Origin of the sequence: Micromonospora sp. NPDC049903, from assembly GCF_044460945.1 — a bacterium.
GTDB lineage: Bacteria > Actinomycetota > Actinomycetes > Mycobacteriales > Micromonosporaceae > Micromonospora.
This window is the reverse complement of sequence record NZ_JBITKL010000005.1, coordinates 245568-271628: the sequence shown is the minus strand read 5'-3', so window position 1 is coordinate 271628 and position 26061 is coordinate 245568. Positions and strand designations below refer to the sequence as shown.

Here is a 26061-nt window from a genome sequence, read left to right as displayed (position 1 = left end):
CCGGCACCCGGGTCAGGCCGCCGGCACCGGCTCGCCCCGCTGCCGGGCCACGTGCTCGACCAGGGAGATCAACACCGTCTTGCCGGACTGCCGGTCGCGGGCGTCGCAGAGCACCATCGGCACGTTGCCGTCGAGGTCGAGGGCGCGGCGTACCGCCTCCAGGCTGAACCGCTGCGAGTTGTCGAAGCAGTTGACGCCGACCACGAACGGGATGCCGCGCTGCTCGAAGTAGTCGATCGACGGGAAGCAGTCGGCCAGCCGACGGGTGTCCGCGAGCACCACCGCGCCGAGCGCCCCGAACGCCAGCTCGTCCCAGAGGAACCAGAACCGGTCCTGCCCGGGCGTACCGAACAGATAGAGCTGGAGATCGTCGTTGATGGTGATCCGGCCGAAGTCCATCGCCACCGTGGTGGTCGACTTGGTCTCCACACCGGAGAGGTCGTCGGTCTCGATGCCCGCCCCGGTCAGGATCTCCTCGGTCTGCAACGGCCGGACCTCACTCAACGCGCTGACCAGCGTCGTCTTGCCGGCGCCGAAGCCACCGGCGACGAGGATCTTCAGCGCGATCGGGATCCGCTGTCCCCGTTGCTCGCCGTCATAACGCACGGAGTCCATCGACCACCGCCTTGAGGATGTCGTTGTCGGGCAGGTACGTGGCACGCGGCGGCTGGTGCACGGCGACCAGTCCCCGGGAGAGTAGATCGCCGAGCAGCACCCGGACCACACCGATGGCCAGATTGAGATCGGCGGCGAGTTCCACCACCGGCGTTCCCCGGCCGGCCAGTTCCACCAGCAGCCGGTGTTCCGGGTACAGCTCCGGATAGGCGCCGAGGTCCGGGTCCGGCTTCGCCAGCACGTACGCCACCAGGTCGAAGGCGTCCGCGCTGGCCCGTACCCGGCCACCGGTCAGCGTGTACGGCCGGACCACCGGCCCGGCGTCGGCGTCGAGCCATTCGTGCTGGTTCCCCGGTAAGTCAGTGCGCATCGGCGGCACCCACCGACGCCCGGGTGGGTGTCCCCAGATTCTCGCCCACCCGGGTCACCAGCATCGCCATCTCGTACGCCACCAGGCCGATGTCGGCGTCCGCGTCACTGGCGACCGCGAGGCAGGCGCCCTGCCCCGCCGCCGTCACGAAGAGGTACGCGGACTCCATCTCCACCACCGTCTGGCGCACCGGCCCACCGGTGAGGTGGCGGCTCGCGCCCCGGGCCAGGCTGGACAGCCCGGAGGCCAGCGCGCAGAGGTGCTCGGCATCGGCCTTGTCCATCCCGGTGGAGCAGCCGAGCAGCAGCCCGTCCGCCGAGAGCACCACCGCCTGACGCGCGGTCGGTACCCGCTCCAACAGGTCGTCCAGCAACCAGCCGAGATCGGCACTCTGCCTCGTCGAATGCATCAGGCGTCCCTCTCAGTCGCGGTCGGGGATTGCACAGTCGCCGGGTCACCGGCCGGCGTCCCTGCCGGCTCGGTGTCTCGGTCCTGCTCCTGGTCGGCGGAGGTCGCACCGGATCGGCCCGGCATGGGCGGTCCGGCGTGCTCCGCGTCGTCGTTCGGCTCGACGGCGGCGCGTCGGCCCCGCGCGGTGCCCGCCTGGAGCGCCGACATGAACCGGCGGGCCTCCTCCGGGCTGCGCGGAGTCGGTTCGCCGAGCGGCCGGATCGGTCCGCGCGGGACCACCACCGGTTGCCGTACGGTCGGCCCGTCGATCGCCGAGGACACCGCCGGCATCAGCACCGTCGACGCGTCGACGCCGTCCTGCGGCCGGCCGGGTGCCGTCCGGTGCCCGGCCGGGCCGGACGCTCCGTTTCCGGACGCTCCAGTGCCGGACGCGCCGTTGCCGGGCACCGTCGTCGTCGCGGCAGTCGGCGCGACCTCCGTCGAGACGGTGGGCGACACCGGAGGCGAAGCGACCGGTGCCGGTCCGACGGTCTGCGGTGCCGGTGCGGCGTCGCCGTCCGCGGCCGGCGGCACCGAGCCGGACGCCGCGATGGTGGCCGACGGCACGGCGGTGTCCGGCGATGCGGTGGTGGCCGACGGGGTGGTGGCGGCCGGGCCCCGCTGGCGGATGCGGCGGGGCAGGCCGTCGGCCTCGGCCGGGCCGACCGTGGAGCCGACGGTGGGGCCGCCCCGACTGCCGCTCGTGCTCGCCGGCACCGGCTCGGTGGCGGCCGGCTTCTCCGGCTCGGCCTGCGATCGGGTGCTCTGTCGGGGCACTGTGGTCAGCCGGGTGGCCCGGGCCAGCCGGCGCTGTTCCGGGGTGGCGGCCTGGTCGTCCCCGGCGGAAGTGTCCAGGTCGGGCAGGGGCGACGGCTCGGCGGTGATGAGTGCCGCCGGGATCAGCACCACGGCGGTCAGCCCGGTCCCGTCCGACTCCCGCAACCGCACCCGTACGTCGTGCCGGGCGGCGAGCCGCGCGACCACGAACAACCCCAGCCGCGCGGTCTCGGCCGGGTCGAAGTCCGGTGACCGGGCGAGCTTCCGGTTGGCCTCCTCGATGGCGGCGGCCGTCATGCCGAGCCCGTGGTCGGTGACGGAGAGGGCGTACCCGTGCGCGACGTGCTCGCCCGAGATCTCCACCCGGGAGTCCGGCGGCGAGTACGCGGTGGCGTTCTCGATCAGTTCGGCGAGCAGGTGGATGATGTCGCCGACCACCCGGCCCACAGTGCCGGCGGCCTGGACGTTGACGATGTCCACCCGGTCGTACGACTCGACCTCGGAGATGGCACCCCGGATCAGGTCCACCATCGCGACCGGGTTGCGCCAACCCCGGCCCGGCGCCGCACCGGCGAGGATGACCAGGTCCTCGGCGTGCCGCCGCAACCGGGTGGCGAGGTGGTCCACCCGGAACAGCTCGGCCAGGTGGTCCGGGTCCTCGGCGTCGCGTTCCATCCGGTCGAGCACGGTGAGCTGCCGGTGCACCAGGCCCTGGCTGCGGCGGGCGATGTTCAGGAAGACCTCGTTGAGGCCGCGACGCAGGCTCACCTCGACCATGGCGGACCGGATCGCGGCCTTGTGCACCTCGGTGAACGCCTGGGCCACCTGGCCGATCTCGTCCGCGCCCCGGTCGGCCAACGGTGCCTCGCCGGTCACGTCCACCTGCTCGCCCCGGCGCAACCGGTCCACCACCTCAGGCAGGCGCTCCTCGGCCTCCTTGACGGTGCCGCGTACCTGGGTCAGCCGCTGCGCCAGCGATCGGCCGACCCGCAGCGCGACGACCAGCGAGAGCACGACGGCGACCAGGCCGAGCAGTCCGGCGGCGGCCAGCCGGACCAGGGTCCGTGCCGCCATCGGCACCGAGCGGTCGGCCAGGCCGTCGGCCTGGGTCAGCTCGAAGTCGCGCAGCGACCGCTGCACCGTGTCGTAGCTGTTCTGCCAGGCCTGCTGATCGAGCCGGAGCCGGGCCGAGGGGTCGGCGGCGACCAGCTCGTCCTGCATCTGCCGCAACTGCGTGAACTCGTCCTGCTCGGTCAACCGTTGGTACGCCGCCCGGTCCGGCTCCGGCAGGTCGGCCACCGCGCTCTCGGCCAGGAAACGCTGGTTGGCGATGCCCTGCACGAGCAGCGTGTGCTCGCCCTCGGCGAGTCGTCCACCGATCAGCGCACCGGCCAGCAGCGCGTCGGTCTGACCGAGCAGCTCGCGCGAGCGGCCGATGTCGGTCAACGCCCGCGCTTCCCGGTTGAGGTCCTGGTCCGGCAGGTTCGCCAGGGCGGAGAAGGTGTGGAACGCCGACGAGATCATGCCACTGTAGAGGCCGATCACCCCGGCCCGGTCGAGGTCGCGGCGATCGATGAACTCGCGCCCCGACGGCAGCGCCTCCAGTTCGCCGAGGAGTCGGTCCAGCCGGGTCTCCAGCAGCTCACCGGCGGCGTCGCGTAGTTGGTCCCCGGAGACCCGACGCTGGAGTTCGGCGATCGCGGTGTCGGTGCGACCCCGCTGTGCGACCAGTTCCGGAAGTACACAGTTGGCCGGCGGTTGACCGCAGACCGTACGGGGTGAGCCGAGATGGACCACCGAGAGCCGCCGCTCCCGTTGCAGCTCGGCCACCACCGTCTCGCCCGGCCGGCCCAGGTCGTACAGCAGGGTCCGGGCGGCGAGCAGATCCAGTGCCGGGCCGAAGGTGAGCGTGGTCGCGAAGATCCACAGGGCTAGCAACGCGGTCACCGGCACGACCACCAGCGCGGTCAGCTTGGAGCGGATCGGCCAGTCGCGGGTGTTCAATCGGACCTCGCCCGGGAGGGTGGCTGGAAGGGCTCCGGCACGGCCGGGCAGCACCCTCGCCGACGCGCCCCGGCTGTCCGCCGGGACGCCGAGGTTCGGGCGCCTTGGGCAGGATACGTAATCCGCGCCGGACGCACTACCGTCTGTCGAGACTACCTATACGGTGCCGGACGTCCCGAGGACGCCCCTGCCGCCCGGAACGGGCGATCACGCAGCGCTCGTCCGGTTCCCGGCCTCGACCGATGCTCCGAATCGCCGCTCGTCCCCTCCGGGACGGGGTCTCCGCCCTGCCCACCGCCGATTCGGATGAGGAAAGTGCTCCGGAACGGGATTGGCGATCAGTGCCCGGAGGGAATACCTCAAGGCGAAGGAGGAGCCATGTCGCCCACGCAGATAGTCGTCACCGTCCTCGTCATCCTGGTGGTCGCCGCCGTGGCCGCGGCCGTCGTCGTGGCCGGCCGCCGCCGGTCGCTACGTCAACGCTTCGGCCCGGAGTACGACCATGTCGTCGCCGAGCAGGACAGCCGCAGCGCCGCCGAGCGGGAGCTGCGGGACCGGGAACGCCGGCACGCCGAACTCGAACTCGTCCCGCTGGACCCGGAGTCCCGCGCCCGGTACTCCGCCGCCTGGGAGGAACTCCAGGTGCGTTTCATCGACTCCCCCGCCGAGACCGTCGGCCAGGCCGACGAACTGGTCACGCGGCTCGTCGCCGAGCGGGGCTACCCCACCGGTGACTTCTCGGACCAGATCGCCCACCTGTCCGTCGAGCACGCCCGGACGCTCAGCCACTACCGGGACGCGCACGAGATCCACCTGCGCAACTCGCGGGGCGAGGCCAGCACCGAGGACCTCCGCCAGGCCGTCGTCCACTACCGCGCCCTCTTCGCCGACCTGCTGGGTGAGGAACCGGTCGCGGCTGCCACCACGCCCGAGCAGCGCCACCCCGAGGCCGCCCATGACGCCACGAACCGCTGAGGAGAGCACCATGCGGCAAGACGAGCAGCAGCTCAACAACGACCACCCCGAGGCCGTCCGGTCTGCCCCGGTGGCAGTGCCGCCGAATGGTGCCCACCGGGACGTACCGGACGACCTCGACCGCGCCGACGAGCCGTCGGACCGCGACCGGGTGGAGTCCACCGACCGCAACCGCCCCTGGGACGGCCGGCCGGGCGACGACCGGGATGACGAGGTGACCGATCCCGCTCCGGTGCCGACCGCTTTCGGCGCCACCTCGGTCGGTGGCGCGGTGGCCGCGTCCGCACTGGCCAGCCGACGTCCGGAGGACGAGATCGACCCGCGCGAGGAGCGCACCGCGGCGCCGGGCGACGGCGCGGTCGACGGCGAGCGGGAGGGGCTTCGGGCCGACCCGACGGCCGAGTTCGACCGGACCGGCGACGACGTGGACCGCACCGACCTCGACCTGGACGACTCTGACACGGCAGCGCACCGCGGGACGGACGTCCACCGGGCAGACGACCTCGACGGGCGGATCGAGTCGCGGGACCTGCCCGGTGACGCGTCGACGGTCGACACCGCCGACGTGGCGGCGGCCGGCGGCCCCGGCTACGGCAGCGCCGCCCCGACCATGGTCGACCCGGACGGGCCGTCGCCGACCGGTGACACCGACGCCGGATCGGCGGTTCCGGCCAGTGCGGCGACCCTCTTCGACGAGACGACCGCACAGGGCTTCCGGGACCGCTGGCGTGACGTCCAGCTCCGCTTCGTGGACGACCCGCAGGCCGCCGCCGGTCAGGCCCAGTCGCTCGTCGACGAGGCCATGCAGGCGCTGTCCGCGGCGCTGGCGGAGCACAAGAACAAGCTGGGCGGGTGGCAGGAGGCGGGCTCGCCCGACACCGAGCAGCTCCGCGTGGCGGTCCGCGGTTACCGCGACTTCCTCGATCGGGTGCTCGGCCGCTGATCACCGTCGAAGGCGGGTGTCCCGGAGCGGGACGCCCGCCTTCGTCGTGCCGTCGCAGGCATTACCCGGCGACCGGCGGGTACCCGCAGGGGGCCGGAGGAACCGTGCGGCGGACAGGAGGGCGGCAGGATGACGGATCGTGACCGACCGCTGGAGGAGCGCCCCGAGGTGGCCGCGGCGGTGGACGACGACAGCGGCGTTCCCGAGCTGATGACCGGCGGCGGGGCCGACCGGGACACCCCGGCCTTCGCCGGGCCGGGCGAGCGGATCGACCTCGACGCGCCCACCGAGGACGTCATCGCCGACCCGTACGCGGCGGGCACCGGCGCGACCGGCACCGGCACCGGGGCCGCCGGGGACGACATCCGCACCGGTGCCGAGCAGCCGTGGGACCCGGAGGACCTGGTGATGGCCCGGGGCCAGGACCTCACCCCCGAGAACATCGAGCGGGCCCGGCGTGAACTGGCCGAGACCGGCCGGGCCGCGATCGAGAAGACGGTGCCCTGAGCGCCGGACGGGTCCACCCGGTTCGAGTGGACCCGTCCGGCGCGGCGAGAGGGGCCCCTGGTCCGACCGGTGCGGTCGGGCCAGGGGCCCGGGGAACCTGCCGCCGCAGCGCCTCACCTACTGCCGGCGGCCGGTATGCCTAGCCGTCAGGACAACGGCGGGTAGGCGTTGCGCATCAGCTCGGCGAACTGCGCCGAGAACCAGGCGCCCGAGATCGGGGCGTCGGCCAGGGCACCGCTGCGGCTGTTGCCGTTGCGGTCGTTACCGGTGTAGGTCGGGTCGCACATCCGGTCGAAGCCCTTGCCGTCGTTGTTCGGGATCTCGCGGCTGGAGCCGTCCGACTCGCCCGGGGGCTTGGCCCAGACGTACGCGTCGATGCCCGTCGCCGGCGCGGCCTTCGGCCGCTCGCCCATGCCCGCACCGGCCTGGTTGCACCAGTTGCCCTTGTGGATGCGGCGGTCGACCCGGCCACCGTCCACGTAGGCGTCCACGCTGGTCGTCGGGCCCGCGCCGGTGGGCCGGGCGCTGCCGCCCCAGCCGTTACGGGAGGTGTCGATCAGCATGCCGATGCCGCTCGGGAAGCCCTGCCGGACCAGCTCCTGCCGGAACGCCTGAGCGAAGCTCTGCTCGTCGTTGTAGAAGTTCCAGTCGATCCACTTGGCCTGGCGCACCGTCTGCCCGTTGACCGTGTCGGTGATCTTCGCGTACGGCTCGATCAGGGCGGAGTAGTTCGCCGTGTTGGTGATGAAGCCGTGCACGTGGTTGACCGTGCTACCGGAGGCGGTCGCGGCCTCCTTCAGGACCTGGGCGCTCGGGACGAAGTTGCTGTCCCAGCCGAGCCAGCCGTGGTGCCCGGCGTCGACGTAGTTGTAGACGTTCGAGAGCGCGCCCAGCTTGGCCAGCGCGTAGCCGACACCCTGCACGTACGCGCCGTTGGCCTTCACCGTGTCGCACATCACGGTGCCACCCGGGTTGTTGGAGGTGTTGGTCACCAGGTTCGGCAGCGAGTCGACCTCGATGACGTTGATGATCCGCAGGTTCCGGTACTTCGCGTCACCCATGATCGCCGCGATCGGGTCGATGTACTGCGCCTTGTACTTGGGCAGCTCGTCGGCCTTCAGCTCACCGTTGGAGGCGAGCGCCGCGCAGTCCCGGCCGGGCAGGTTGTAGATGACGAACTGGATGTAGTCGGCGTTCTGCCGCAGCGCCTCGTCCAGGTGGTCCCGGATGCCCATGGGGCCGTTGGACTGGCTGTTGTCCGTACCCTCGATCGCGGCGATCCGGTCGATCCAGACGGCGGTCGAGATGCTCGACACCCGGTTGCCTCCGGAGACCGACTCGGCCCGGGCCTTCCACTCCGGGTTCACGTAGCCCCGGGCGTTCAGGTACGGGTTGTCCACCTTGGTGCCGGGCGGCGGCGTGGTGGGCGGAGGCGTCGTGGGCGGCGGGGTGGTGGGCGGAGGCGTCGTGGGCGGAGGCGTGGTCGGCGGCGGGGTGGTGGGCGGCGGCGTGGTCGGCGTGGTGCCGCCGTTGCACGCGACCCCGTTGACCGTGAACGAGGTGGGCTTCGGGTTGCTGCCGCTCCAGGCGCCGTTGAAGCCGATGCTGGTGCTGGCACCGGTGGCCAGGTTGCCGTTGTAGGACTCGTTCTGCGCGGTCACGTTCCGACCCGACTGGGTCCAACGGGCCGACCAGCCCTGCTGGACGCGCTGGTTGGCGTCAGGGAACGTGAAGCCGAGGGTCCAGCTGGTGAGCCGGTCGCCGATGTTCCGGATGGTGATGTTGGCGGTGAAGCCGCCCTGCCAGTCGTTGGTCGTGTACGCGACGTCGCACTGCGTCGCGGCGTGCGCCGCGGTGACCGGAATCGTCACCAAACCGCCCGCGACCAGCGCGCTCGCGCCGGCCAGCGCGACAGCCCGCCGTCGACTGGACAGCCTTCTCCACACATTCATGCCACTGATCTCCTTGGGCGAGACCGGATCCGCGTACGGCCCGGCACGTGGCGTCCGAGGGACGTCCTGCACGGACGACCGCCGATGCCAACGGGATTCTTCGGGAGCGCCCGACCCGGGCGGGCGTTGGTGGTGGTGCACGACCGGCAAACCCGGTCGACGGCAAGTGGTCGTCCGGTGACACCGGCTGCCCTCGATACCTGCCTGTGCGGTGTGGCTCCGATCACCGCGTGCAGCGATTCTTGCATGGGAGCGCTTCCATGGCAATGGTTCGATATTTTCGAAACCCTACCCCGGCCCACCTGACGCGCCTCGTGACACACCGCCACCGAAAGAGCGTCCGCCGGTCACCAGGAGTGGAACCACTCCACCGGTGACACCCCGGCACGGCTCCCCCAGCAGAGCCCTACCGAGCGGGTAAAACGCACAAATGCCAGAACGCGAATCTTTCCCTTCATAGGCCGTGAAACGGTCTAACGTCAGTTCTGGCTCGGTTGTGCGAGCCGCAGGACAACAGGGATGGAGTGACACAGGTCATGGCTAAGAAGATGCTGGGGAAGGTCGTTGCGGGTGCCGCCCTCGGCGGGGCTTCCCTGCTGGTGTTCGCGCCCGGGGTCGCGCTCGCCGACGGCCACGCTCCCGAGGACGAGGGCAAGGTCTTCGCCAAGCCGCACGCGGTGAAGCCCGGCGACGAGGTCAAGCTGGTGCAGATCTGCGAAGAGGCGCAGGAGCACCCCTTCGTCTGGTCCAAGGTCACCGGCAAGGTCGAGCTCGAATCGGCCCACAAGGACGGCGACCAGGGCGACAAGGGTGGCGACCGGGACTGGAAACAGGACCGCAAGGACTGGGAGGACCGCAAGGACTCGCAGCACGACAAGGACTGGCAGGACGAGAAGGACTCGCAGGACGGCAAGGACTGGCAGTCCGGCGGCGAAGACCGCTCGGGTGGCAAGGACTGGTCGGGCGAGACCGAGTCGGCGCCGGAGTCCAAGGGCACCGGCGGCGGTGCGGCCGACGCGGCCGACGAGAGTGGCAAGGACCGCGACTGGAAGGCCGAGGAGCACGGCCAGGACGCGGAGGGGGCGCGGGACCACAAGGCTCCGTCCGCCGAGGAGGAGCGCGACGCCAAGTCCGAGAAGGACTGGTCGAGCAAGAACGAGCACGAGTCGTCCGGCGAGAAGGACTGGTCGAGCGAGGGCGAGCGCGAGTGGGAGCGGTCGAGCGAGCACGGCAAGGACTCCGACGAGCACGGCAAGGACGACTCGGGTGACCGCTGGGAGCACGAGAAGGACTTCGTCTACTACGGCGAAGCCCGCGTCGCCAAGGACGCCAAGCCCGGCACGTACGAGCTGAAGGGCTCCTGCGGCGTCGGCGAGCTGGTGGTCCTGCCGCGCGGTGGGGTCGACGGCGGTGACGGTGGGATCGCCACCGGCACCAACGGTGGCCTGGCCACCGCCGGAGCGGGCATGGTCGGCGCGGCGGCCCTCGGTGGCCTCGTGCTGATGCGTCGGCGCCGGACCGATGAGTTCGCGGCCTGACGCGACGGCGAGACGGGCCGGCGGCCGTCACGGTTCTCCGTGGCGCGCCGTCGGCGCCGCCGTCGTCGTGCTGCTGGCCATGGTGGGTTCCGGGCTGGTCGGCGCGGCACTGCGGCCCGTCGAGCCGGTACGCCCACCGCAGCCCCTGGCACAGGCCGGGCCGAGCACCCCCGAGCCCCGCGCGTCCGTACCGGTCGACGACGCGGACCTCGACGACGGTGACTCCGGCGCGCCCCTTCCCGCGACCGGGCTGCCCCGGTCCGCCCCGACCACGATCACCATTCCCCGCATCGGCGTCGACGCGAAGATCATGATGCTCGGCACCAACGCCGACGGCACGGTGGAGGTTCCCCCACTGGACCAGGCCATGCTCGCCGGCTGGTACGAGCCGGGTCCCAGCCCGGGCGAGGTGGGCAACTCGGTGATCGTCGGACACGTGGACTCCGCCGCGATCGGCGCGGCCGTGTTCTTCTCCCTCGGCGCGTTGCAACCCGGCGACGTCATCACGGTCAGCCGGGCCGACGGCGGCTCGGTCGACTTCCGGGTGGACTCGGTGGCCGCCCACCCCAAGAACGCCTTCCCCACCGAGCAGGTGTACGGCCCGTCCGACCGGCCCGGGCTGCGCGTGATCACCTGCGGCGGCCAGTTCGACGAGGCCAAGGGCGACTACCCGGACAACGTGATCGTCTTCGCCTCGCTGGCGAGCTGACCGGAACGTTAGGAAGGGCCCCTTCCTATGCACGAGGCGTTAGAAAGGGGCCCTTCCTTACATCTCAGCTCGCTGAGGAGGTGCGGACCAGCGTGCGGATCTGGCGCAGTAGCACCGAGAGCGCGGCCAGGTCGGCGCGGGACTCGTCGAACTCTCCCATCGCCCGCTCGGCGCGGTGGATCGAGGTGGCGTTCGACTGTTCCCACTGCTGCACCCGCTCCGACGGCGGAAGATCACCCGGCGTGGAGTCGAGCACCTCCCCGGTGAGCGCGGCCAGCGCGGCGTACAGGTCGTAGCGCAGCGCCATCCGGGCCAGCGTCTGCCAGCGGTCCTCCCGGGGCAGCAGGGAGATCTTCGACAACAGCGAGTCGACCCGGAACCGGTTCGAGAGCACGAAGTAGACCGAGGCCACCTCGCTCACATCCCGCCTGCTGCCGGTCGCGGTCTCCACCACGTCCAGCAGGCCGAAGCTGTACATCAGGCGGGTGTTGCGCTCGGCCAGCTCACGCGGCACGCCTCGCTCGGTCATCGAGTCGATGTGCGCCGCGATGCCCTCCCGCTCGGTGCCGTAGAAGAGCGTCTCCAGCTTCGGCAGCAGCTCCGACACGCCCTCACGCAACCGGGCGATCTCCGCCGGCACGTCCAGCGGCGAACGCCGGTTGGTGACCAGCCAGCGCACCGCCCGGTCGAGCAGCCGCCGGGTGTCCAGGTAGGCGCTGGTCTGCAACCCCGGGTCGACGCGGTTGTCCAGGGCCTCAATGGCGTCCCAGACCTCCCGCAACCCGAACACCTCGCGGACCACCACGTACGCGCGGATCACGTCGGCCGCGGTGGCGGCGGTCTCCTCGACCACGCGGTAGACGAACGAGATGCCGCCCCGGTTGATCGCCTCGTTGACCAGCACCGTGGTCACGATGTCGCGACGCAGCCGGTGCCGGTCCATCCGGTCGGCGAACCGCTCCCGCATCGGGGTCGGGAAGTAGTTGACCAACACCTCGTTGGTCCACTTCTCGTCGGCCAACCCCTCGGCGATGATCTCCTTCTCCAGGGCGATCTTCACGTACGCCAGCAGCACCGCGAACTCCGGCGCGGTCAGCCCGGACTCGGCGCGTACCGCCAGCTCCTCGTCCGGCGGCAACGCCTCCAGCGCCCGGTTCAGCTCGCCGGAGCGCTCCAGATCGCTGATCATCCGGCGGTGTACCGGCAGCAGCGACGCGGCCTGGGCCTGGGCGTTGTTGATCGCGCGGGCCTGGTCGTAGTTGTCCCGCAGCACCAGCTCGGCGACCTCGTCGGTCATCCGGGCGAGCAGGTCGTCCCGCTCGGGGACGGACAGCTCGCCGTCGGCGACCGCCGTGTTCAGCAGGATCTTGATGTTCACCTCGTGGTCGGAGCAGTCCACCCCGGCCGCGTTGTCGATGAAGTCGGTGTACATCCGGCCGCCCGACTGGGCGTACTCGATCCGGCCCTGCTGGGTGAAGCCCAGGTTGCCGCCCTCGCCGACCACCCGGCAGCGCAGGTTGCGCCCGTCCACCCGGATCGCGTCGTTGGACTTGTCGCCCACCTCGCCGTTGGTCTGGGTGGAGGCCTTGACGTAGGTGCCGATGCCGCCGTTCCAGAACAGGTCGACCGGCGCGGTGACGATCGCCTTCATCAACTCCTGCGGGCTGATCTGCGTCACGTCGTCGGGCAGCCCGAGCACCGCGCGGACCTGCGGCGACACCGGCACCGACTTCGCGGTACGCGAGTAGACGCCACCGCCGGCCGAGATCAGCTCGGCGTGGTAGTCCTCCCAGGTCGAACGGGACATCTCGAACAGCCGCTTGCGCTCGACGAACGAGGTGGCCGCGTCCGGGTTAGGGTCCAGGAAGATGTGCCGGTGGTCGAAGGCGGCCACCAGCCGGATGTGCTCCGACAGCAGCATTCCGTTGCCGAACACGTCGCCGGACATGTCGCCGACGCCGACCACGGTGAAGTCCTGGCTCTGGGTGTCGTGGCCCAGCTCGCGGAAGTGCCGCTTGACCGACTCCCAGGCGCCCCGGGCGGTGATGCCCATCTTCTTGTGGTCGTAGCCCGCCGAACCGCCGGAGGCGAACGCGTCGCCCATCCAGAAGTTGTGCGCGACGGAGATCTCGTTGGCGATGTCGGAGAAGGTCGCGGTGCCCTTGTCCGCCGCCACCACCATGTACGGGTCGTCGCCGTCGTGCCGGACCACGTCGTCGGGCGGCACGATGTCACCGGCCACGATGTTGTCGGTGACATCCAGCAGCGCGGAGATGAACTCCTTGTAGCAGACCACGGCCTCGTCCCGGTCGCCCGGGCGCTGCTTGAGCACGAAGCCGCCCTTGGCGCCCACCGGCACGATCACCGCGTTCTTGACCATCTGCGCCTTGACCAGGCCGAGCACCTCGGTCCGGAAGTCCTCCCGCCGGTCGGACCAGCGCAGCCCGCCCCGGGCCACCGGCCCGAACCGCAGGTGCACACCCTCGAACCGGGGCGAGTAGACGAAGATCTCGAACTTCGGCCGGGGCGCCGGCAGGTCCGGGATGGCCTGCGGGTCGAGCTTGAACGCCACGTACGACTTGGGCCGACCGCCGACCGGCTTCTGGTAGAAGCTGGTCCGCAGGGTGGCCTGGATCAGGTTCAGGTACGCCCGCAGGATGCGGTCCTGGTCCAGGCTGGCCACGTCGTCGAGCGCGGCGTCGATCTCGGAGACCAGCTCCGCCGCCCGCTCCTCCCGCTGCTCGGCGGTGAGCGTCCCCGGTTCGAACCGCGCCTCGAAGAGCCGCACCAGCAGCGTGGCCATGCCCGGGTACGCGATGAAGGTGGACTCCATGTAGTCCTGGGAGAAGACGGTGCCGGTCTGGCGCAGGTACTTCGCGTACGCCCGCAGCACCACCACCTGCCGCCAGGTGAGCCCGGCGCGCAGCACCAGCTCGTTGAAGCCGTCCACCTCGGCCTCGCCCCGCCACGCCGCCGCGAAGGCGTTCTCCACGTGCGGGCGGACCTCGGCCAGCTCCTGGTGGCCCTCGGGCAGACGCAGCCCGAAGTCGTACAGCCAGATCCGGCCGTCGACGCGCTCCACCTCGTACGGGTGCTCGTCGACCACCTTCACGCCGAGCGAGTGCAGCACCGGCAGCACCGCGGAGAGCATCATCGGCTCGCCGTAGCGGTAGACCTTGAACCGGACGTCCATCGACTCGTCGACGTCGGCGGACCGGACGACCGCACGCGGCAACGGCTGCTTGCGGAACAGGTGCATCTCGAGCTGGCCGGACTCCTCCAGCAGCTCCAGCTTGGCCAGGTCCTTCATCGCCTCGTACGGCGTGTGCCCGTCCTTGTAGCCCTCCGGGAACGCGTCGGCGTACCGGGCGAACAGGTGCTTGGCCTGCTCGTCGCCGAGCTTGCGCTCCAGCACCAGCCGGTAGTCGTCGTCCCACAGCCGGGTGGCGTCGGCCAGCTCCTCGGCGAGCAGGTCGGCGTCGATGTCCCCGGGCGGGCTGCTCGGGTCGGTACGCACGATGAAGTGCACCCGGGCCAGCATCGACTCGGTGACCCGGGTGGTGTAGTCCACCCCGACACCGTTCAGCTCACGCAGCAGGATGTCCTGCATGCGTAGTCGGTTCTGGGTGGTGAACCGGTCCCGGGGCAGATAGATCAGGCAGGAGATGAACCGCCCGTACGCGTCCCGGCGCAGGAACACCCGCAGTTGCCGGCGACCCGCCATCCGCAGTACGCCGATCACCGCGTGGTACAGGTCGTCGGTCTTGATCTGGAACAGCTCGTCGCGCGGGTACGTCTCCAGGATCTGCAACAGGTCCTTGCCGGAGTGGCTGCGCTGGCTGAGCCCGGAGCGGTCCAGCACCTCGGCGACCTTGCGTCGGACCACCGGCAGCTCCTGCACGCTGGTCCGGTACGCGGCGGTGGAGAACAGGCCGAGGAACCGCCGCTCGCCCACCACCCGACCGTCGGCGTCGAAGATCTTGAAGCCGATGTAGTCGAGGTACGCCGAGCGGTGCACGGTGGCCCGCGAGTTCGCCTTGGTGATGATCAACAGGCGCTTCTCGGTGACCTTCTCGTGCGCCTCGGGCGTCATCGACGACAGCGCCCGCGCCTCCGGCGAGTCCTGCCGCAGGATGCCCAGCCCGGTGCCGAGCACCGCCTCCAGCGCCGGCCCGCCCTCGGTCGAGTCCTGCACCAGCCGGTACTCGCGGTAGCCGAGGAAGGTGAAGTGGTCGTGGGCCAACCAGCGCAGCAGCTCGACCGAGTCGGTGATGTCCTTCTCCGGCACCGGCGGCCGGTTGTCGCTGGTCCGTGCGGCGGCCAGCTCGTCGGCGAGGGCGAGGGCCCGTTGGCGCATCTTGGGCCAGTCCTCGACGGCCTCGCGCACGTCGGTGAGCACCCGCTGCAACTCGCGGCGCAGCTTGTCGCGCACCTCCGGGTCGCGGACCGGGTCGATCTCGATCCGCATCCAGCTCTCGACCAGGTCGCCGTCGATCGCGTCGTCCGGCTCCACGTCGGCGGCGACCTCGACCAGTCGTCCCAGCGGCTCCCGGCGCACCACGACCAGCGGGTGCACCAGCAGGTGCACGTCCAGGTGGTGGCTGTTGAGCAGGGCGGTCACCGAGTCGACCAGGAACGGCATGTCGTCGGTGACGATCTCGACGACGCTGTGGTGCTGCTCGGCGTCGGGTGAGTGGATCCGCAGCTTCAACTCGCCCGGCACCCGCTGCTCGGCGAGCTGGCGGTGGGCGCGTGCGGCGTCGAGCATCTCCTCGGCGGTGAAGCCGATCAGCTCCTCGTCCGGCGCGAACCGCCAGAACCGACCCACCAGGGTCGCCGCGTCGTGGTCGTCGCCGGCCAAGGCGACCGCATGGGCCACCAACCGCTCGGCGTTGGGCACCGGCTCGTCGAGTTCGGCGTCCTCCACGTCGTCCGCCAACGCCTCTGGTGGCAGGCCCAGGTCGTAGAGGGTGTCGATGCTCGAACCGGTCATCCCGGTCGTTCCTGTGTCGAGTCGGCCGTAGCCGTCTCCGTCGGTCGCCGTGTCGAAGCTGTCGTCCCGGCCGGTGTCATCCTGCCGGAGGTCGGGTCCCGGTTTGATCGCCGGACGCCGGTCCATTCGGTGCCACTCCCCTCGACCCACCGCGTTGTGGGTCACTCTCGCCGCCCAGCCTAGGCCAGACCGACCGGTCGACCCGTCGGCGTACCACCAGCCGGACTTCCGGTGCGTGACGTCGTCCTTTCGCACGTTGCGGTACGAGGTTCGGCCGGATCAGGAGTACCCCGCCAGATGTTGTTCATCACACGAGCGCGGTCCCGTCTTTCGCCGCAAGGGGTACGGCGGGGCAGCCCCAGGTGTCGGGGCGTACTAGCGTGCAGGGCAGCCCGAGCAGGAGGACACCAGCCCGATGCACCGTGCGTACCGCAACCGTCACGTCTCGTCACGATTGGCCGCCCTTGCCGCCTGCCTGGTGATCTCGGCCACTCTGGTCGCCTGCTCCGGTGAGGACGGCCCGGAGCGCAGCGTGGACGCCTTCCTCGCCGGCTGGCCCACAGGCGACCTCCAGGCGGTCGGTTTCGTCGACCCGACCGGCAGTCGGTTGCCCGCTGCCGACGTCGCCCGGGAGATCAGGGAGCTCTCCGGCGAGCTGGTCGAGACGCCGCCCAAGCTGAGCCGACAGGGCAAACCCACGGTGGAACAGGACACCGCGACCAGCACGGTCCGGGTCGAGTGGACGCTGCCCGGCGACGTCATCTGGACGTACGACCGGCCGATCCGGCTGGTCAAGGGACGCGACGACGACTGGCAGGTGATCTGGGAGCCGCAGGTCCTCGCCGAGCAGCTCACCCGTGGCGACCGGCTCGGTCTGCGGCGCGACCCGGCGCCCCGCGCCGGCGTGCTCGACGGTGCGGGCGCGCCGCTGGTGGCCCCGCGCGCGGTGGTCCGGGTCGGGCTGGAGCCGCGCGCGGTGACCGACGTGAAGGCCGTCACCCGCGAACTGGACGCGGCGTTCCGGGCGATCCGGCCGGCGATCACCCCACCGGTCGACCTGTCCGGTCTGACCAAGCGGCTGGACGAGGCGAAGCCGGACGCGTTCGTCGAGGTCGTCACGTTGCGCGAGGAGGCGTACCGGCAGATCAGGTCCCGGATCAACGACCTGCCGGGGGCCGTCTTCTCCACCGACGAGCTGGACCTCGCCCCCACCCGCGAGTTCGCCCGGGCGGTGCTCGGCACGGTCGATCCGGCCCAGGCCGACGACCTGAAGAACTTCCCCGACCGTTACTTCCCTGGTGACCTGGTCGGGCACGGCGGGGTGCAGGGACGCTGGGACGAGCGGCTCCGTGGTGCGCCGGGCCTCACCGTGGTGGTCAAGCGGGCGTCCGGAGCCGGCACGGTGGAGCCCACCGGCACCGAACTGTTCCAGCACGACCCACGGCCCGGCGAGCCGGTGCGGACCAGCCTCGACGTGGCCACCCAGAACGCGGCGGACCAGGCACTGCGCGGCGAGCGACGGCGTTCCGCCCTGGTCGCCGTCCGGATCGGCGACGGCACGGTGCTCGCCGCCGCCAACGGTCCCGGCGCCGCCGGGGAGAACCTGGCCTTCACCGCCCAGGTGCCGCCGGGCTCCACGTTCAAGATGGTCAGCGCGCTCGGGCTGGTGGAACGCGGCGCGGTGACCCCGGACACCCGGGTCGACTGCCCCAAGACCCAGGTCGTCGACGGCCGGTCGTTCAAGAACTCGAACGACTTCGCCCTCGGCGAGGTGCCCTTCCGCACCGTCTTCGCCCGGTCCTGCAACACCACGTTCGCCGCCCTGGCACCGCAGCTCGGCGGCGACGGACTGGCCGCGACCGGCAAGACGCTCGGCCTGGAGGGCCAGTGGACGGTCGGGCTCGACGCCTTCACCGGCAAGGTCTCCGCGAACGGTGGCGCCACCGAACAGGCCGCCGCCGCGATCGGCCAGGGCACCACCCTGGTCAGTCCGTTGGCCATGGCGGCGGCGACCGCGGCGGTGGCCAAGGGCGGCTTCACCCCGCCGAAGCTGGTGCTCGACCCCGCTCCGGAGGGGGCAACCGAGCCAGGCCCGGAGCTGAACGCCGAAGCGGTGACGGCGGTCCGCGAGATGATGCGCGAGGTCGTGACCAGCGGCACCGGCACCGCCTTGAAGGACGCCCCGGGCGGGCCCGTGCACGGCAAGACCGGCACCGCCGAGTACGACGACAACCCGGAGAACACCCACGCCTGGTTCGTCGGGTGGCAGGGCGACGTCGCCTTCGCCGTCTTCGTGGAGAAGGGCGGCTCGGGCAGCGGCACCGCCGTGCCGATCGCCGAGCGTTTCCTGCGCGCACTGTCCCGCTGACCGCTCAGGCGGTCAGGCCGCCCGGCGCCGACGAGGGCCGGGCGACGTCGCCGGCCTGGTCGACGTCGTCGAACCCGCCCTCGTCGGGATCGGCGACGTCCGGCTCCCGGTAGGCCACGTCCGAATCTGACGCCCAGTCGACCACGTCCGGTTCCGGTCCCCGGTCGGTCCGGACGTCCTCCTCCGGGCCACCCGGATGCGCGGCGGTCGACGGGCCGACGGAGACCGGTGCCGCCGCCACCAGGAGCGGTCCGGCCGACGGCACGTCGGCCGGGTCGACGCCCCGGCGCGGTGCCGGAGCGGGACGTTCGACGGTCTCCGGACGCAGCCGGGGCGGCATCGAGCCGGGCGCGGTCACCGGGCGCAGCCCGGCCACCAACGTGTTGACGATCTCGGCCGCGTACGCGCCGTCCGGGTCGTAGTCGGGGTCGAAGACGGTCAGCTCGACGCCGAGGCAGTGCGGGGTGTCGACCAGCCCCGCGAGCAGGATCTCCAGCTCGGCGAAGGCGATGCCGCCCGGGTCGGGGGCGTCGACCGCCGGCATCACGGCCGGGTCGAGGACGTCCACGTCGACGTGCACCCAGTAGCCGGCGCAGTCCGCGAGCTGCTCGTGCGCCCACTGGGCGGTACGGGCGGCGCCCTCGGCCCGCAGCGCCGGGACCGGCCGGGTCAGGATCCCGGCGGCCTGGAGGTCCAGCCGGTACTCGTCCTGGGCGCGGATGCCGAGCACCACCACGTCGATGTCCCGGAAGTACGGGCGTCGCCCCTCGATGGCGGCCAGGTCGGCCTGGCCCCGGCCGGTGACCAGGGCGAGGTCCTCACCGGCCGCCGCGCCCACGTACGAGGCGTTGCCCGGGTGCCGGAAGTCGGAGTGCCCGTCCACGAAGACCAGGCCGATCCGGCCGCCCACCGCCTCGCCGAGCCGGTGCATGGCCAGCGCCGAGCCGAGCAGGATCGAGCAGTCGCCGCCCAGGATCACCGGGAACTCGTCCCGGTCGATGATCGCGCCGATCCGGTCGGCCAGTCCCACCGAGTAGTCGGCGATCTCCCGGGCGTGGCACACCCCGTCGCCCGGCCGCCAGTCCCCGGCGTCGTACCGGGGCGGGGTCAGGTGACCGGCGTCGCGAGCCCGCAGCCGGGGCAGCAGGCCCTGGTCACGCAGTGCGCCCGGGGCCTTGCCGCAGCCCGGCACCGAGGTGGGCGTGGGTGGACGCAGGCCGAGGTTGCTCGGCGCGTCGAGGACGGCGATCCGGCGCATGATGGGCTCCCGTCCTCCGATGTCGGGCGGGCCGGCATCACGCCGGCCCGCGCAGGCGTGGTAAGTGACTCAGAACAGGGCGCTGGCCAGGGCCCGACGCGCCGATGCGACCGCCGGATCCTCCGGACCGGCGATGGTGAAGAGGCCGACCAGGTGCTGGCGTACCTTCTCCCGGTCCTCCCCGGCGGTCCGCCGGACCACCGAGACCAGCCGCTGGTAGGCCTGCTCGGCCAGCCCGCTGAGCACCTCGATGTCGGCGGCCAGCAGTTGCGCGTCGACGTCGTCGGGGTCGGACGCGGCGGCGGCGAGCGCCGCCTGCGGGTCCGCACCGGCCACCCGGCGGGCCAGCCCGACCTGGGCCAGTCCGGCCGTCGCCGCCGCGTCCGCCGGCGTCTCCGCCAGGATCTTGCGGTACGCCTGCTCGGCGGCGTCCAGGTCGCCGGTCATCAGGGCGTCGTCCGCCTCGTCCAGACGCGGGTCCTCCGGCTCGGCCACGGCCACGCCGCCGGCCTTGAGCACCGCCTGGATCCACTGGCGCAGTTGCGCCTCGGGGACCACGCCGGAGAAGGCGTCGACCGGCTGCCCGCCGACCACCGCGTACACCATCGGGATGCCCTGCACGCGGAACATCTGAGCCAGTCGCGGGTTGGCGTCCACATCGACCTTGGCGAGCACCCAGGCGCCGCCGCCCTCCGCCGCCAACCGCTCCAGCACCGGGGAGAGCTGCTTGCACGGTTCGCACCACTCGGCCCAGAAGTCCACCACCACAGGTGTGGTCAGCGAGCGCTCCAAAACCTCGGACTGGAAGGTCGCCTCCGTCACGTCGATGACGGTGACGCCGCCGCCGACGGGGTTGCCGGGCGCGGCGGCGGGCGGGCCGGACTGGGCCGGTGCCGGGGTGGGGCTGGGCGCGGCGGGGCGCAACGCGCTGAGGTCGACCGCGCCGCGGGTGAAGATCGACGAGGTGATCCGTGGGTCGCTCATGGTTACCTAGTCTCGCACGCGATTTGCCGAACTCAGGTTCACCCGCCGCCGGCGCAGTTGCCACTGTCACCGCTGCCCAACCGCCCCGGCGGAGGGAGGGGTCAGAACCGGGCGGGCTCGCGGTAAACGCCCCATTCCGCGCGCAACGCGTCGCAGATCTCGCCGAGCGTCGCCTCGGCGCGGACGGCGTCGAGCATCGCCGGGATCATGTTCTCCCCGGTACGGCTCACCGCCACCATCGCCTCGACCGCCGCCCGGGCCCGGGCGGCGTCCCGGCCGGTCTTGCGCTCGGCCAGCAACCGGCGCTGCTCCAGCTCCACCTCGTGCGAGATGCGCAGGATCTCCAGCTCCTTGGCGACCGTGCCGGTGTGGCAGTTGACGCCGACGATCTTCTTGTCGCCCTTCTCCAGCGCCTGCTGGTAGACGAACGCCGACTCGGCGATCTGGCCGGTGAACCAGCCGTCCTCGATGCCGCGCAGGATGCCGGAGGTCATCGGGCCGATGGTGTGCGGGCCCTCGCCGCCCAACGCGCGGATTCGGGCGAAGATCTCCTCCGCCTCCGCCTCGATCCGGTCGGTCAGCGCCTCGACGTACCACGAGCCGCCGAGCGGGTCGGCCACGTTGGTCACCCCGATCTCCTCCATCAGCACCTGCTGCGTCCGCAGGGCGATCTCGGCGGAGGAGTCGGTGGGCAGCGCCAGGGTCTCGTCCAGCGCGTTGGTGTGCAGCGAGTTGGTGCCGCCGAGCACCGCGGCGAGCGCCTCGACGGCCGTACGCACCACGTTGTTGACCGGCTGCTGGGCGGTCAGCGACACTCCGGCGGTCTGCGTGTGGAAGCGCAGCCAGAGCGCCTTCTCACTGCTGGCGCCGTACACGTCGCGAAGCCAGCGGGCCCAGATCCGGCGGGCGGCGCGGAACTTGGCGATCTCCTCGAAGAAGTCGACGTGCGAGTCGAAGAAGAAGCTGAGCCCGGGGGCGAAGACGTTGACGTCCAAGCCGCGCGAGAGCCCCAGCTCGACGTAGCCGAACCCGTCGGCGAGCGTGTACGCCAACTCCTGCGCGGCGGTCGAGCCGGCCTCGCGGATGTGGTAGCCGGAGACGGAGAGCGGCTTGTAGCGCGGGATCTCCCGGGCGCAGTACTCCATCAGGTCACCGATCAGGCGCAGGTGCGGCTCGGGGTCGAACAGCCACTCCTTCTGCGCGATGTACTCCTTGAAGATGTCCGTCTGCAGGGTGCCGTCGAGCGTCGACAGGTCGGCGCCCTGCCGCTCGGCGGCGACCAGGTACATGCAGAACACCGGCACCGCCGGGCCGGAGATGGTCATGCTGGTGGTGACCGCCGCCAGGTCGATGCCGTCGAAGAGCGCCTCCATGTCGACGGCGCTGTCCACCGCCACCCCGCAGTGGCCCACCTCGCCGAGCGACTGCGGGTCGTCGGAGTCGCGGCCCATCAGGGTGGGCATGTCGAACGCGACCGAGAGACCGCCGCCGCCGGCGCCGAGGATCATCTTGTAGCGCTCGTTGGTCTGCCGGGCGTTGCCGAACCCGGCGAACTGCCGGATGGTCCAGGTCCGCCCGCGATAGCCGGTCGGGTGCAGGCCCCGGGTGTACGGGAACTCGCCCGGCCAGCCGATCCGGTCGAAGCCCGGGTACGCGGCACCCTCCGGGGGCCCGTAGACCGGCTCGACGGGCAGCCCGGAGAGCGTGGTGAAGTCCGCGTCCCGCTTACGCGCGGCGTCGTACCGGGCCTGCCAGCGGGCCCGTCCGGCGGCGATCTCGTCGGCGTTCATCCCCGGGCTCCTCCTTGAGTCCTCGACTGCACGTCGAGTGTAGAGCCCTTAACTAAACGATCGCTAAGGAAACTCCTACCGACCGGTAATGCCGACCGGCCCCTCAGACGGCGGGACCACCGATGGCGACGTCGTCCACCCGGATGTTGATCTCGTCGACCCGCAGCCCGTACGCCTCGATCGCCTGGGTCACGCCGGTGCGCACCGCCGAGGTCACCTCGGGCACCGCGTGCCCGGCGTCGATCACGATCACCAGGTTGACCACTGCCGCGCCGTTGGTGACGTGCGCCGAGCACCCGCGCCGGGCGTCACCCACCTGGTCCAGCCCGACCCGGTCGAGCACCGCGTTGAAGAACCGCGCGATGTCACCGCCCAACTCGACCACACCGGGTACGGCCTTCGCGGCGGCCACCGCGATCTTCTCCACCACCTCGTCCGAGATGTCGGTACGACCACCCGCCACCGCGTCCGGCGTCATCGGCAACTCCTGCGTCATCTCGTGGTCCATCTCTCTCCAGCAGCCGTCACACCACCCCACGCGCTCTGCGAAGGCGGTGCGAGCGTAACCGTCCGAGACGGTCCGCAGTGGACTCCGCTCAGCCGGAGAGCTGGGCCAGCAGGGTGTCCGCGGCGGCGTACGGATCGATCGCGCCGGCAGCGACCTCGGCGGCGAGCGCCGGCAACTGCGTACCGTCGCGCAGCGAGCCGATCCGGGCGCGCAGCGCACCCAGCGCGATCGCCTCGATCTCGGCGGCGGCCCGCGCCTCCCGGCGACGGCGCAGCTCGTCGTGCTCGACCAGCCAGCCCCGGTGCTTGTCGACGGCGGCGGCGACGTCGTCGATCCCCTCGCCCCGGACGGCGACCGCCCGCACCACCTGGGGCCGCCACTGCCCCGGTCCGCGCTCGCCGAGCGCGATCATGCCCTGGATGTCCCGGACCGTCGCGTCAGCGCCGTCCCGGTCGGCCTTGTTCACCACAAAGATGTCGGCGATCTCCAGGATGCCGGCCTTCACCGCCTGGATCGCGTCGCCCATGCCCGGCGCGAGCAGCACCAACGTGGTGTCGGCGAGCGAGGCCACCTCGACCTCGGCCTGCCCGACCCCGACGGTCTCCACCAGCACCACGTCGCAGCCGGCACCCTCCAGCACCCGCACCGCCTGCGGGGTGGCCGCCGACAACCCGCCCAGGTGGCCCCGGCTGGACATCGACCGGATGTACACACCGGGGTCGGTGGCGTGGTCCTGCATCCGCACCCGGTCACCGAGGATCGCCCCGCCGGTGAACGGACTGGACGGGTCGATCGCCAGCACGCCGACCCGGTGTCCCCGCGCCCGCAGCGCGCGGACCAGCTCGTTGGTGGTGGTCGACTTACCCACCCCCGGCGAACCGGTCAGACCGACCACCTGAGCCCGTCCGGTGTGCGGCGCGAGCGCCGCCGCGATGCGCGGCAGAGTCTCGTCACCCGACTCGACCAGCGTGATCAGCCGGGCCACCGCGCGTGGGTCACCCTCGCGGGCCCGTTCGACGAGCATCGGTACGTCCCGACTACGCCGCACCGAACCGGCCGCGGCCGGCGCGCTCCCCCTCGTCTCGCTCATACCGCCGCCCTCGACCGCGACTCTGACAGGCTGCGCGTCGGGCCCGACGGCCGGGCTCGCCCGCTCACCGTGCTGGGCGTCGGGCCCGACTGCGGGGCTCGCACGATCGGCTCGTTCCTCGGGCTCACAGGTCGGTCTCGGTCGGGGCCGGGACGTGGATGATCAGCGCGTCGCCCTGACCACCGCCACCGCAGAGCGCCGCCGCACCGGTGCCGCCGCCGCGCCGCTTGAGCTCCATCGCCAGGGTCAGCACCAGCCGGGCGCCGGACATGCCGATCGGGTGCCCCAGCGCGATCGCGCCGCCGTTCACGTTGACCTTGTCCGGGCTGATCCCGAGGTCACGGGTGGACTGGATGCCGACCTGGGCGAACGCCTCGTTGACCTCGATCAGGTCGAGGTCGGAGATGCTCAGCCCGCCCTTGCGCAGGGCGTGCTGGATGGCGTTGGACGGCTGCGAGTGCAGGGAGTTGTCCGGGCCCGCCACGTTGCCGTGCGCGCCCACCTCGGCCAGCCAGGTCAGCCCGAGTTCCTTGGCCTTCGCCTTGCTCATCACGACCACCGCGGCGGCACCGTCGGAGATCGGCGACGAGCTGCCGGCGGTGATGGTGCCGTCCTTGGCGAAGGCCGGACGAAGCTTGGCCAGCGTCTCGGCGGTGGTGTCCGGGCGGATGCCCTCGTCCTCGCTGACCACCAGCGGGTCACCCTTGCGCTGCGGGATGACCACCGGGGTGATCTCGTCGGCGAAGTGACCGTTCTTCTGCGCGGCGGCGGCCCGCTGGTGGCTGGCGGCGGCGAAGGCGTCCTGCTCCTCGCGGCTGATCCCCCGCTCGGCGCCGTGGCGCTCGGTGGACTCGCCCATCGAGCAGCAGTCCCACGCGTCGGTCAGCCCGTCGAGCGCCATGTGGTCCTTGACCACCACGTCGCCGTACTTGTAGCCGCTCCGCTGACCGAGCAGCAGGTGCGGGGCGTTGGTCATCGACTCCATGCCGCCGGCCACCACCACGTCGAACTCACCGGCCCGGATCAACTGGTCGGCCAACGCGATCGCGTCCAGCCCGGAGAGGCAGACCTTGTTGATGGTCAGCGCGGGCACCGACATCGGGATGCCCGCCTCCACCGCCGCCTGGCGGGCCGGGATCTGACCGGTACCGGCCTGGAGCACCTGCCCCATGATCACGTACTGGACCTGTTCGGGGGCCACGCCGGCACGCTCCAGTGCCGCGGAGATGGCGATACCGCCGAGTTTCGTCGCCGGTAGGTCCTTCAGGTTGCCCAGCAGACGCCCCATCGGGGTGCGCGCGCCACTGACGATCACCGAAGCCATGACTGCCTCCGAGGGGGTGCCGACCTGTACGCCTTAACTATCGTTCGGCCAGACTAGCGTCATGCCTGAGAACTCCCCCGTCGAGCCCGCTGCCGACTATGTCACAGACATCGGTCTACGCCGCATCGACCATGTCGGGATCGCGGTCGCGGACCTCGACGCCGCGATCGACTTCTACCAACGGACCTTCGGCATGCGCTGCGTGCACACGGAGGTCAACGCCGAGCAGGGGGTCCGCGAGGCGATGCTGACGGTCGGGCCGACCGCCGAGGGTGGCTGCGTGCAACTGCTCGCCCCGCTGACGCCGGAGTCGACCATCGGCAAGTTCCTCGACCGCAACGGACCGGGCGTGCAGCAGGTCGCGTACACCGTGGCGGACATCGACGTGGCCTGTGCGGCGCTACGCGAGCGCGGCGTACGCCTGCTGTACGAGACGCCCCGGCGCGGCACCGCCGACTCCCGGATCAACTTCGTCCACCCCAAGGACGCCGGCGGCGTCCTGATCGAACTGGTCCAACCCGCCTGACGACACGGCGCACAGCCCGAACGCAACGCAGGTGCCGGTGCGGTGCGGGTGCGGTGAAAGGAAGGGTCCCCTGCTAACGCCTCGTGCATAGCAGGGGACCCCTGCTAACACGCAACCCGCCGCACCACGCAACCTCCCGCGCCACGCAACCCGCCGCACGACGCGACCCGCCGCACGACGCGGCTCGACGAGGTACGACGCCGCCCGGGCCGGGCGCGGGGCGGCTGGCCTCATGGACGAGGTGCCGGTGGCCATTCGGTGAACGGCCTTTGGCTTTCCCAGAGGCACGCCGACACCCATTCGAGTGAGACGGGGCGGCCGGAAACATAAGGACGCCGGTCCCCTTTTCCGCCTCACGCTGCGTGCCTTCACGCTCGCCT

At 71.7% G+C, this 26061-nt stretch carries 19 protein-coding genes; 7 read left to right on the top strand and 12 right to left on the bottom strand.

The window, feature by feature from the left end; genetic code table 11:
• Positions 1-12: 12 nt before the first annotated feature.
• Genes ACIBO1_RS12560 through ACIBO1_RS12545 form a run of 4 tightly spaced genes read right to left on the bottom strand, consistent with a single transcriptional unit; the run spans position 13 to position 4216 of the window.
• Entirely contained in the window at positions 13-615 is a 603-nt protein-coding gene (locus ACIBO1_RS12560) for an ATP/GTP-binding protein (RefSeq protein WP_350692358.1), read from the bottom strand.
• A complete protein-coding gene (locus tag ACIBO1_RS12555; RefSeq protein WP_117225943.1) occupies positions 596-985 on the bottom strand; it encodes a DUF742 domain-containing protein in 390 nt (129 codons plus the stop codon). The genes ACIBO1_RS12560 and ACIBO1_RS12555 overlap by 20 nt, the downstream gene beginning before the upstream one ends.
• Positions 975-1394, bottom strand: coding sequence for a roadblock/LC7 domain-containing protein (locus ACIBO1_RS12550; protein WP_350692360.1), 420 nt, complete (start codon positions 1392-1394; stop codon positions 975-977). The genes ACIBO1_RS12555 and ACIBO1_RS12550 overlap by 11 nt, the downstream gene beginning before the upstream one ends.
• The gene (locus tag ACIBO1_RS12545; RefSeq protein WP_396744740.1) at positions 1394-4216 is read right to left on the bottom strand and encodes a nitrate- and nitrite sensing domain-containing protein; all 2823 of its coding nucleotides are present in this window, start codon (positions 4214-4216) and stop codon (positions 1394-1396) included. Before ACIBO1_RS12545 ends, ACIBO1_RS12550 begins: the two co-directional genes overlap by 1 nt.
• 378 nt (positions 4217-4594) lie before the next feature.
• On the opposite strand from ACIBO1_RS12545, the gene ACIBO1_RS12540 reads away from it, so the two are divergent.
• The 3 genes from ACIBO1_RS12540 (at position 4595) to ACIBO1_RS12530 (ending at position 6641) form a co-directional block, all read left to right on the top strand.
• Positions 4595-5191, top strand: a complete 597-nt coding sequence (locus tag ACIBO1_RS12540; protein ID WP_396744737.1) for a hypothetical protein — start codon at positions 4595-4597, stop codon at positions 5189-5191.
• Between the two features lie 10 nt (positions 5192-5201).
• Positions 5202-6134: a hypothetical protein gene (locus ACIBO1_RS12535; protein WP_396744734.1), complete on the top strand. Its 933-nt coding sequence runs from the start codon at positions 5202-5204 to the stop codon at positions 6132-6134.
• Positions 6135-6263: 129 nt separating this feature from the next.
• Complete coding sequence (locus tag ACIBO1_RS12530) at positions 6264-6641, top strand: hypothetical protein (RefSeq protein ID WP_396744731.1); 378 nt, start codon at positions 6264-6266, stop codon at positions 6639-6641.
• Positions 6642-6787: 146 nt separating this feature from the next.
• On the opposite strand, the gene ACIBO1_RS12525 is transcribed toward ACIBO1_RS12530, so the two are convergent.
• Entirely contained in the window at positions 6788-8593 is a 1806-nt protein-coding gene (locus ACIBO1_RS12525; RefSeq protein WP_396744729.1) for a glycoside hydrolase family 6 protein, read from the bottom strand.
• 536 nt (positions 8594-9129) lie between these two features.
• Here ACIBO1_RS12525 and ACIBO1_RS12520 point away from each other — a divergent pair.
• Together ACIBO1_RS12520 and ACIBO1_RS12515 are read left to right on the top strand one after the other, a co-directional pair.
• Complete coding sequence (locus ACIBO1_RS12520; protein WP_396744726.1) at positions 9130-10131, top strand: hypothetical protein; 1002 nt, start codon at positions 9130-9132, stop codon at positions 10129-10131.
• Positions 10115-10840: a class F sortase gene (locus ACIBO1_RS12515; RefSeq protein WP_396744723.1), complete on the top strand. Its 726-nt coding sequence runs from the start codon at positions 10115-10117 to the stop codon at positions 10838-10840. Before ACIBO1_RS12520 ends, ACIBO1_RS12515 begins: the two co-directional genes overlap by 17 nt.
• Before the next feature lie 64 nt (positions 10841-10904).
• On the opposite strand, the gene ACIBO1_RS12510 is transcribed toward ACIBO1_RS12515, so the two are convergent.
• Positions 10905-15959 carry an NAD-glutamate dehydrogenase gene (locus ACIBO1_RS12510; RefSeq protein WP_396744720.1) on the bottom strand — a complete coding sequence of 1685 codons (5055 nt, stop codon included), beginning with the start codon at positions 15957-15959 and terminating at the stop codon, positions 10905-10907.
• 289 nt (positions 15960-16248) lie between these two features.
• On the opposite strand from ACIBO1_RS12510, the gene ACIBO1_RS12505 reads away from it, so the two are divergent.
• On the top strand, positions 16249-18201 hold the full coding sequence (locus ACIBO1_RS12505; protein ID WP_396744717.1) for a penicillin-binding transpeptidase domain-containing protein: 1953 nt from the start codon (positions 16249-16251) through the stop codon (positions 18199-18201).
• Between the two features lie 4 nt (positions 18202-18205).
• Here the strand turns inward: ACIBO1_RS12505 and ACIBO1_RS12500 are convergent, their stop codons facing one another.
• From ACIBO1_RS12500 to ACIBO1_RS12475, 6 genes are all read right to left on the bottom strand, one after another.
• The gene (locus ACIBO1_RS12500; RefSeq protein ID WP_396744834.1) at positions 18206-19462 is read right to left on the bottom strand and encodes an arginase family protein; all 1257 of its coding nucleotides are present in this window, start codon (positions 19460-19462) and stop codon (positions 18206-18208) included.
• A gap of 66 nt (positions 19463-19528) precedes the next feature.
• Positions 19529-20443, bottom strand: coding sequence for a tetratricopeptide repeat protein (locus ACIBO1_RS12495; RefSeq protein ID WP_396744714.1), 915 nt, complete (start codon positions 20441-20443; stop codon positions 19529-19531).
• Positions 20444-20544: 101 nt separating this feature from the next.
• Entirely contained in the window at positions 20545-22233 is a 1689-nt protein-coding gene (locus ACIBO1_RS12490) for a methylmalonyl-CoA mutase (RefSeq protein ID WP_396744711.1), read from the bottom strand.
• 103 nt (positions 22234-22336) lie between these two features.
• Complete coding sequence (locus ACIBO1_RS12485) at positions 22337-22741, bottom strand: Asp23/Gls24 family envelope stress response protein (protein WP_396744708.1); 405 nt, start codon at positions 22739-22741, stop codon at positions 22337-22339.
• An 88-nt stretch (positions 22742-22829) separates the two neighbouring features.
• Complete coding sequence (gene meaB / locus ACIBO1_RS12480) at positions 22830-23831, bottom strand: methylmalonyl Co-A mutase-associated GTPase MeaB (protein WP_350692380.1); 1002 nt, start codon at positions 23829-23831, stop codon at positions 22830-22832.
• A 124-nt stretch (positions 23832-23955) separates the two neighbouring features.
• Positions 23956-25155, bottom strand: a complete 1200-nt coding sequence (locus tag ACIBO1_RS12475; protein WP_396744705.1) for an acetyl-CoA C-acetyltransferase — start codon at positions 25153-25155, stop codon at positions 23956-23958.
• 61 nt (positions 25156-25216) lie between these two features.
• On the opposite strand from ACIBO1_RS12475, the gene mce reads away from it, so the two are divergent.
• The gene (gene mce, locus ACIBO1_RS12470) at positions 25217-25681 is read left to right on the top strand and encodes a methylmalonyl-CoA epimerase (protein ID WP_350692383.1); all 465 of its coding nucleotides are present in this window, start codon (positions 25217-25219) and stop codon (positions 25679-25681) included.
• Positions 25682-26061 lie beyond the last annotated feature (380 nt).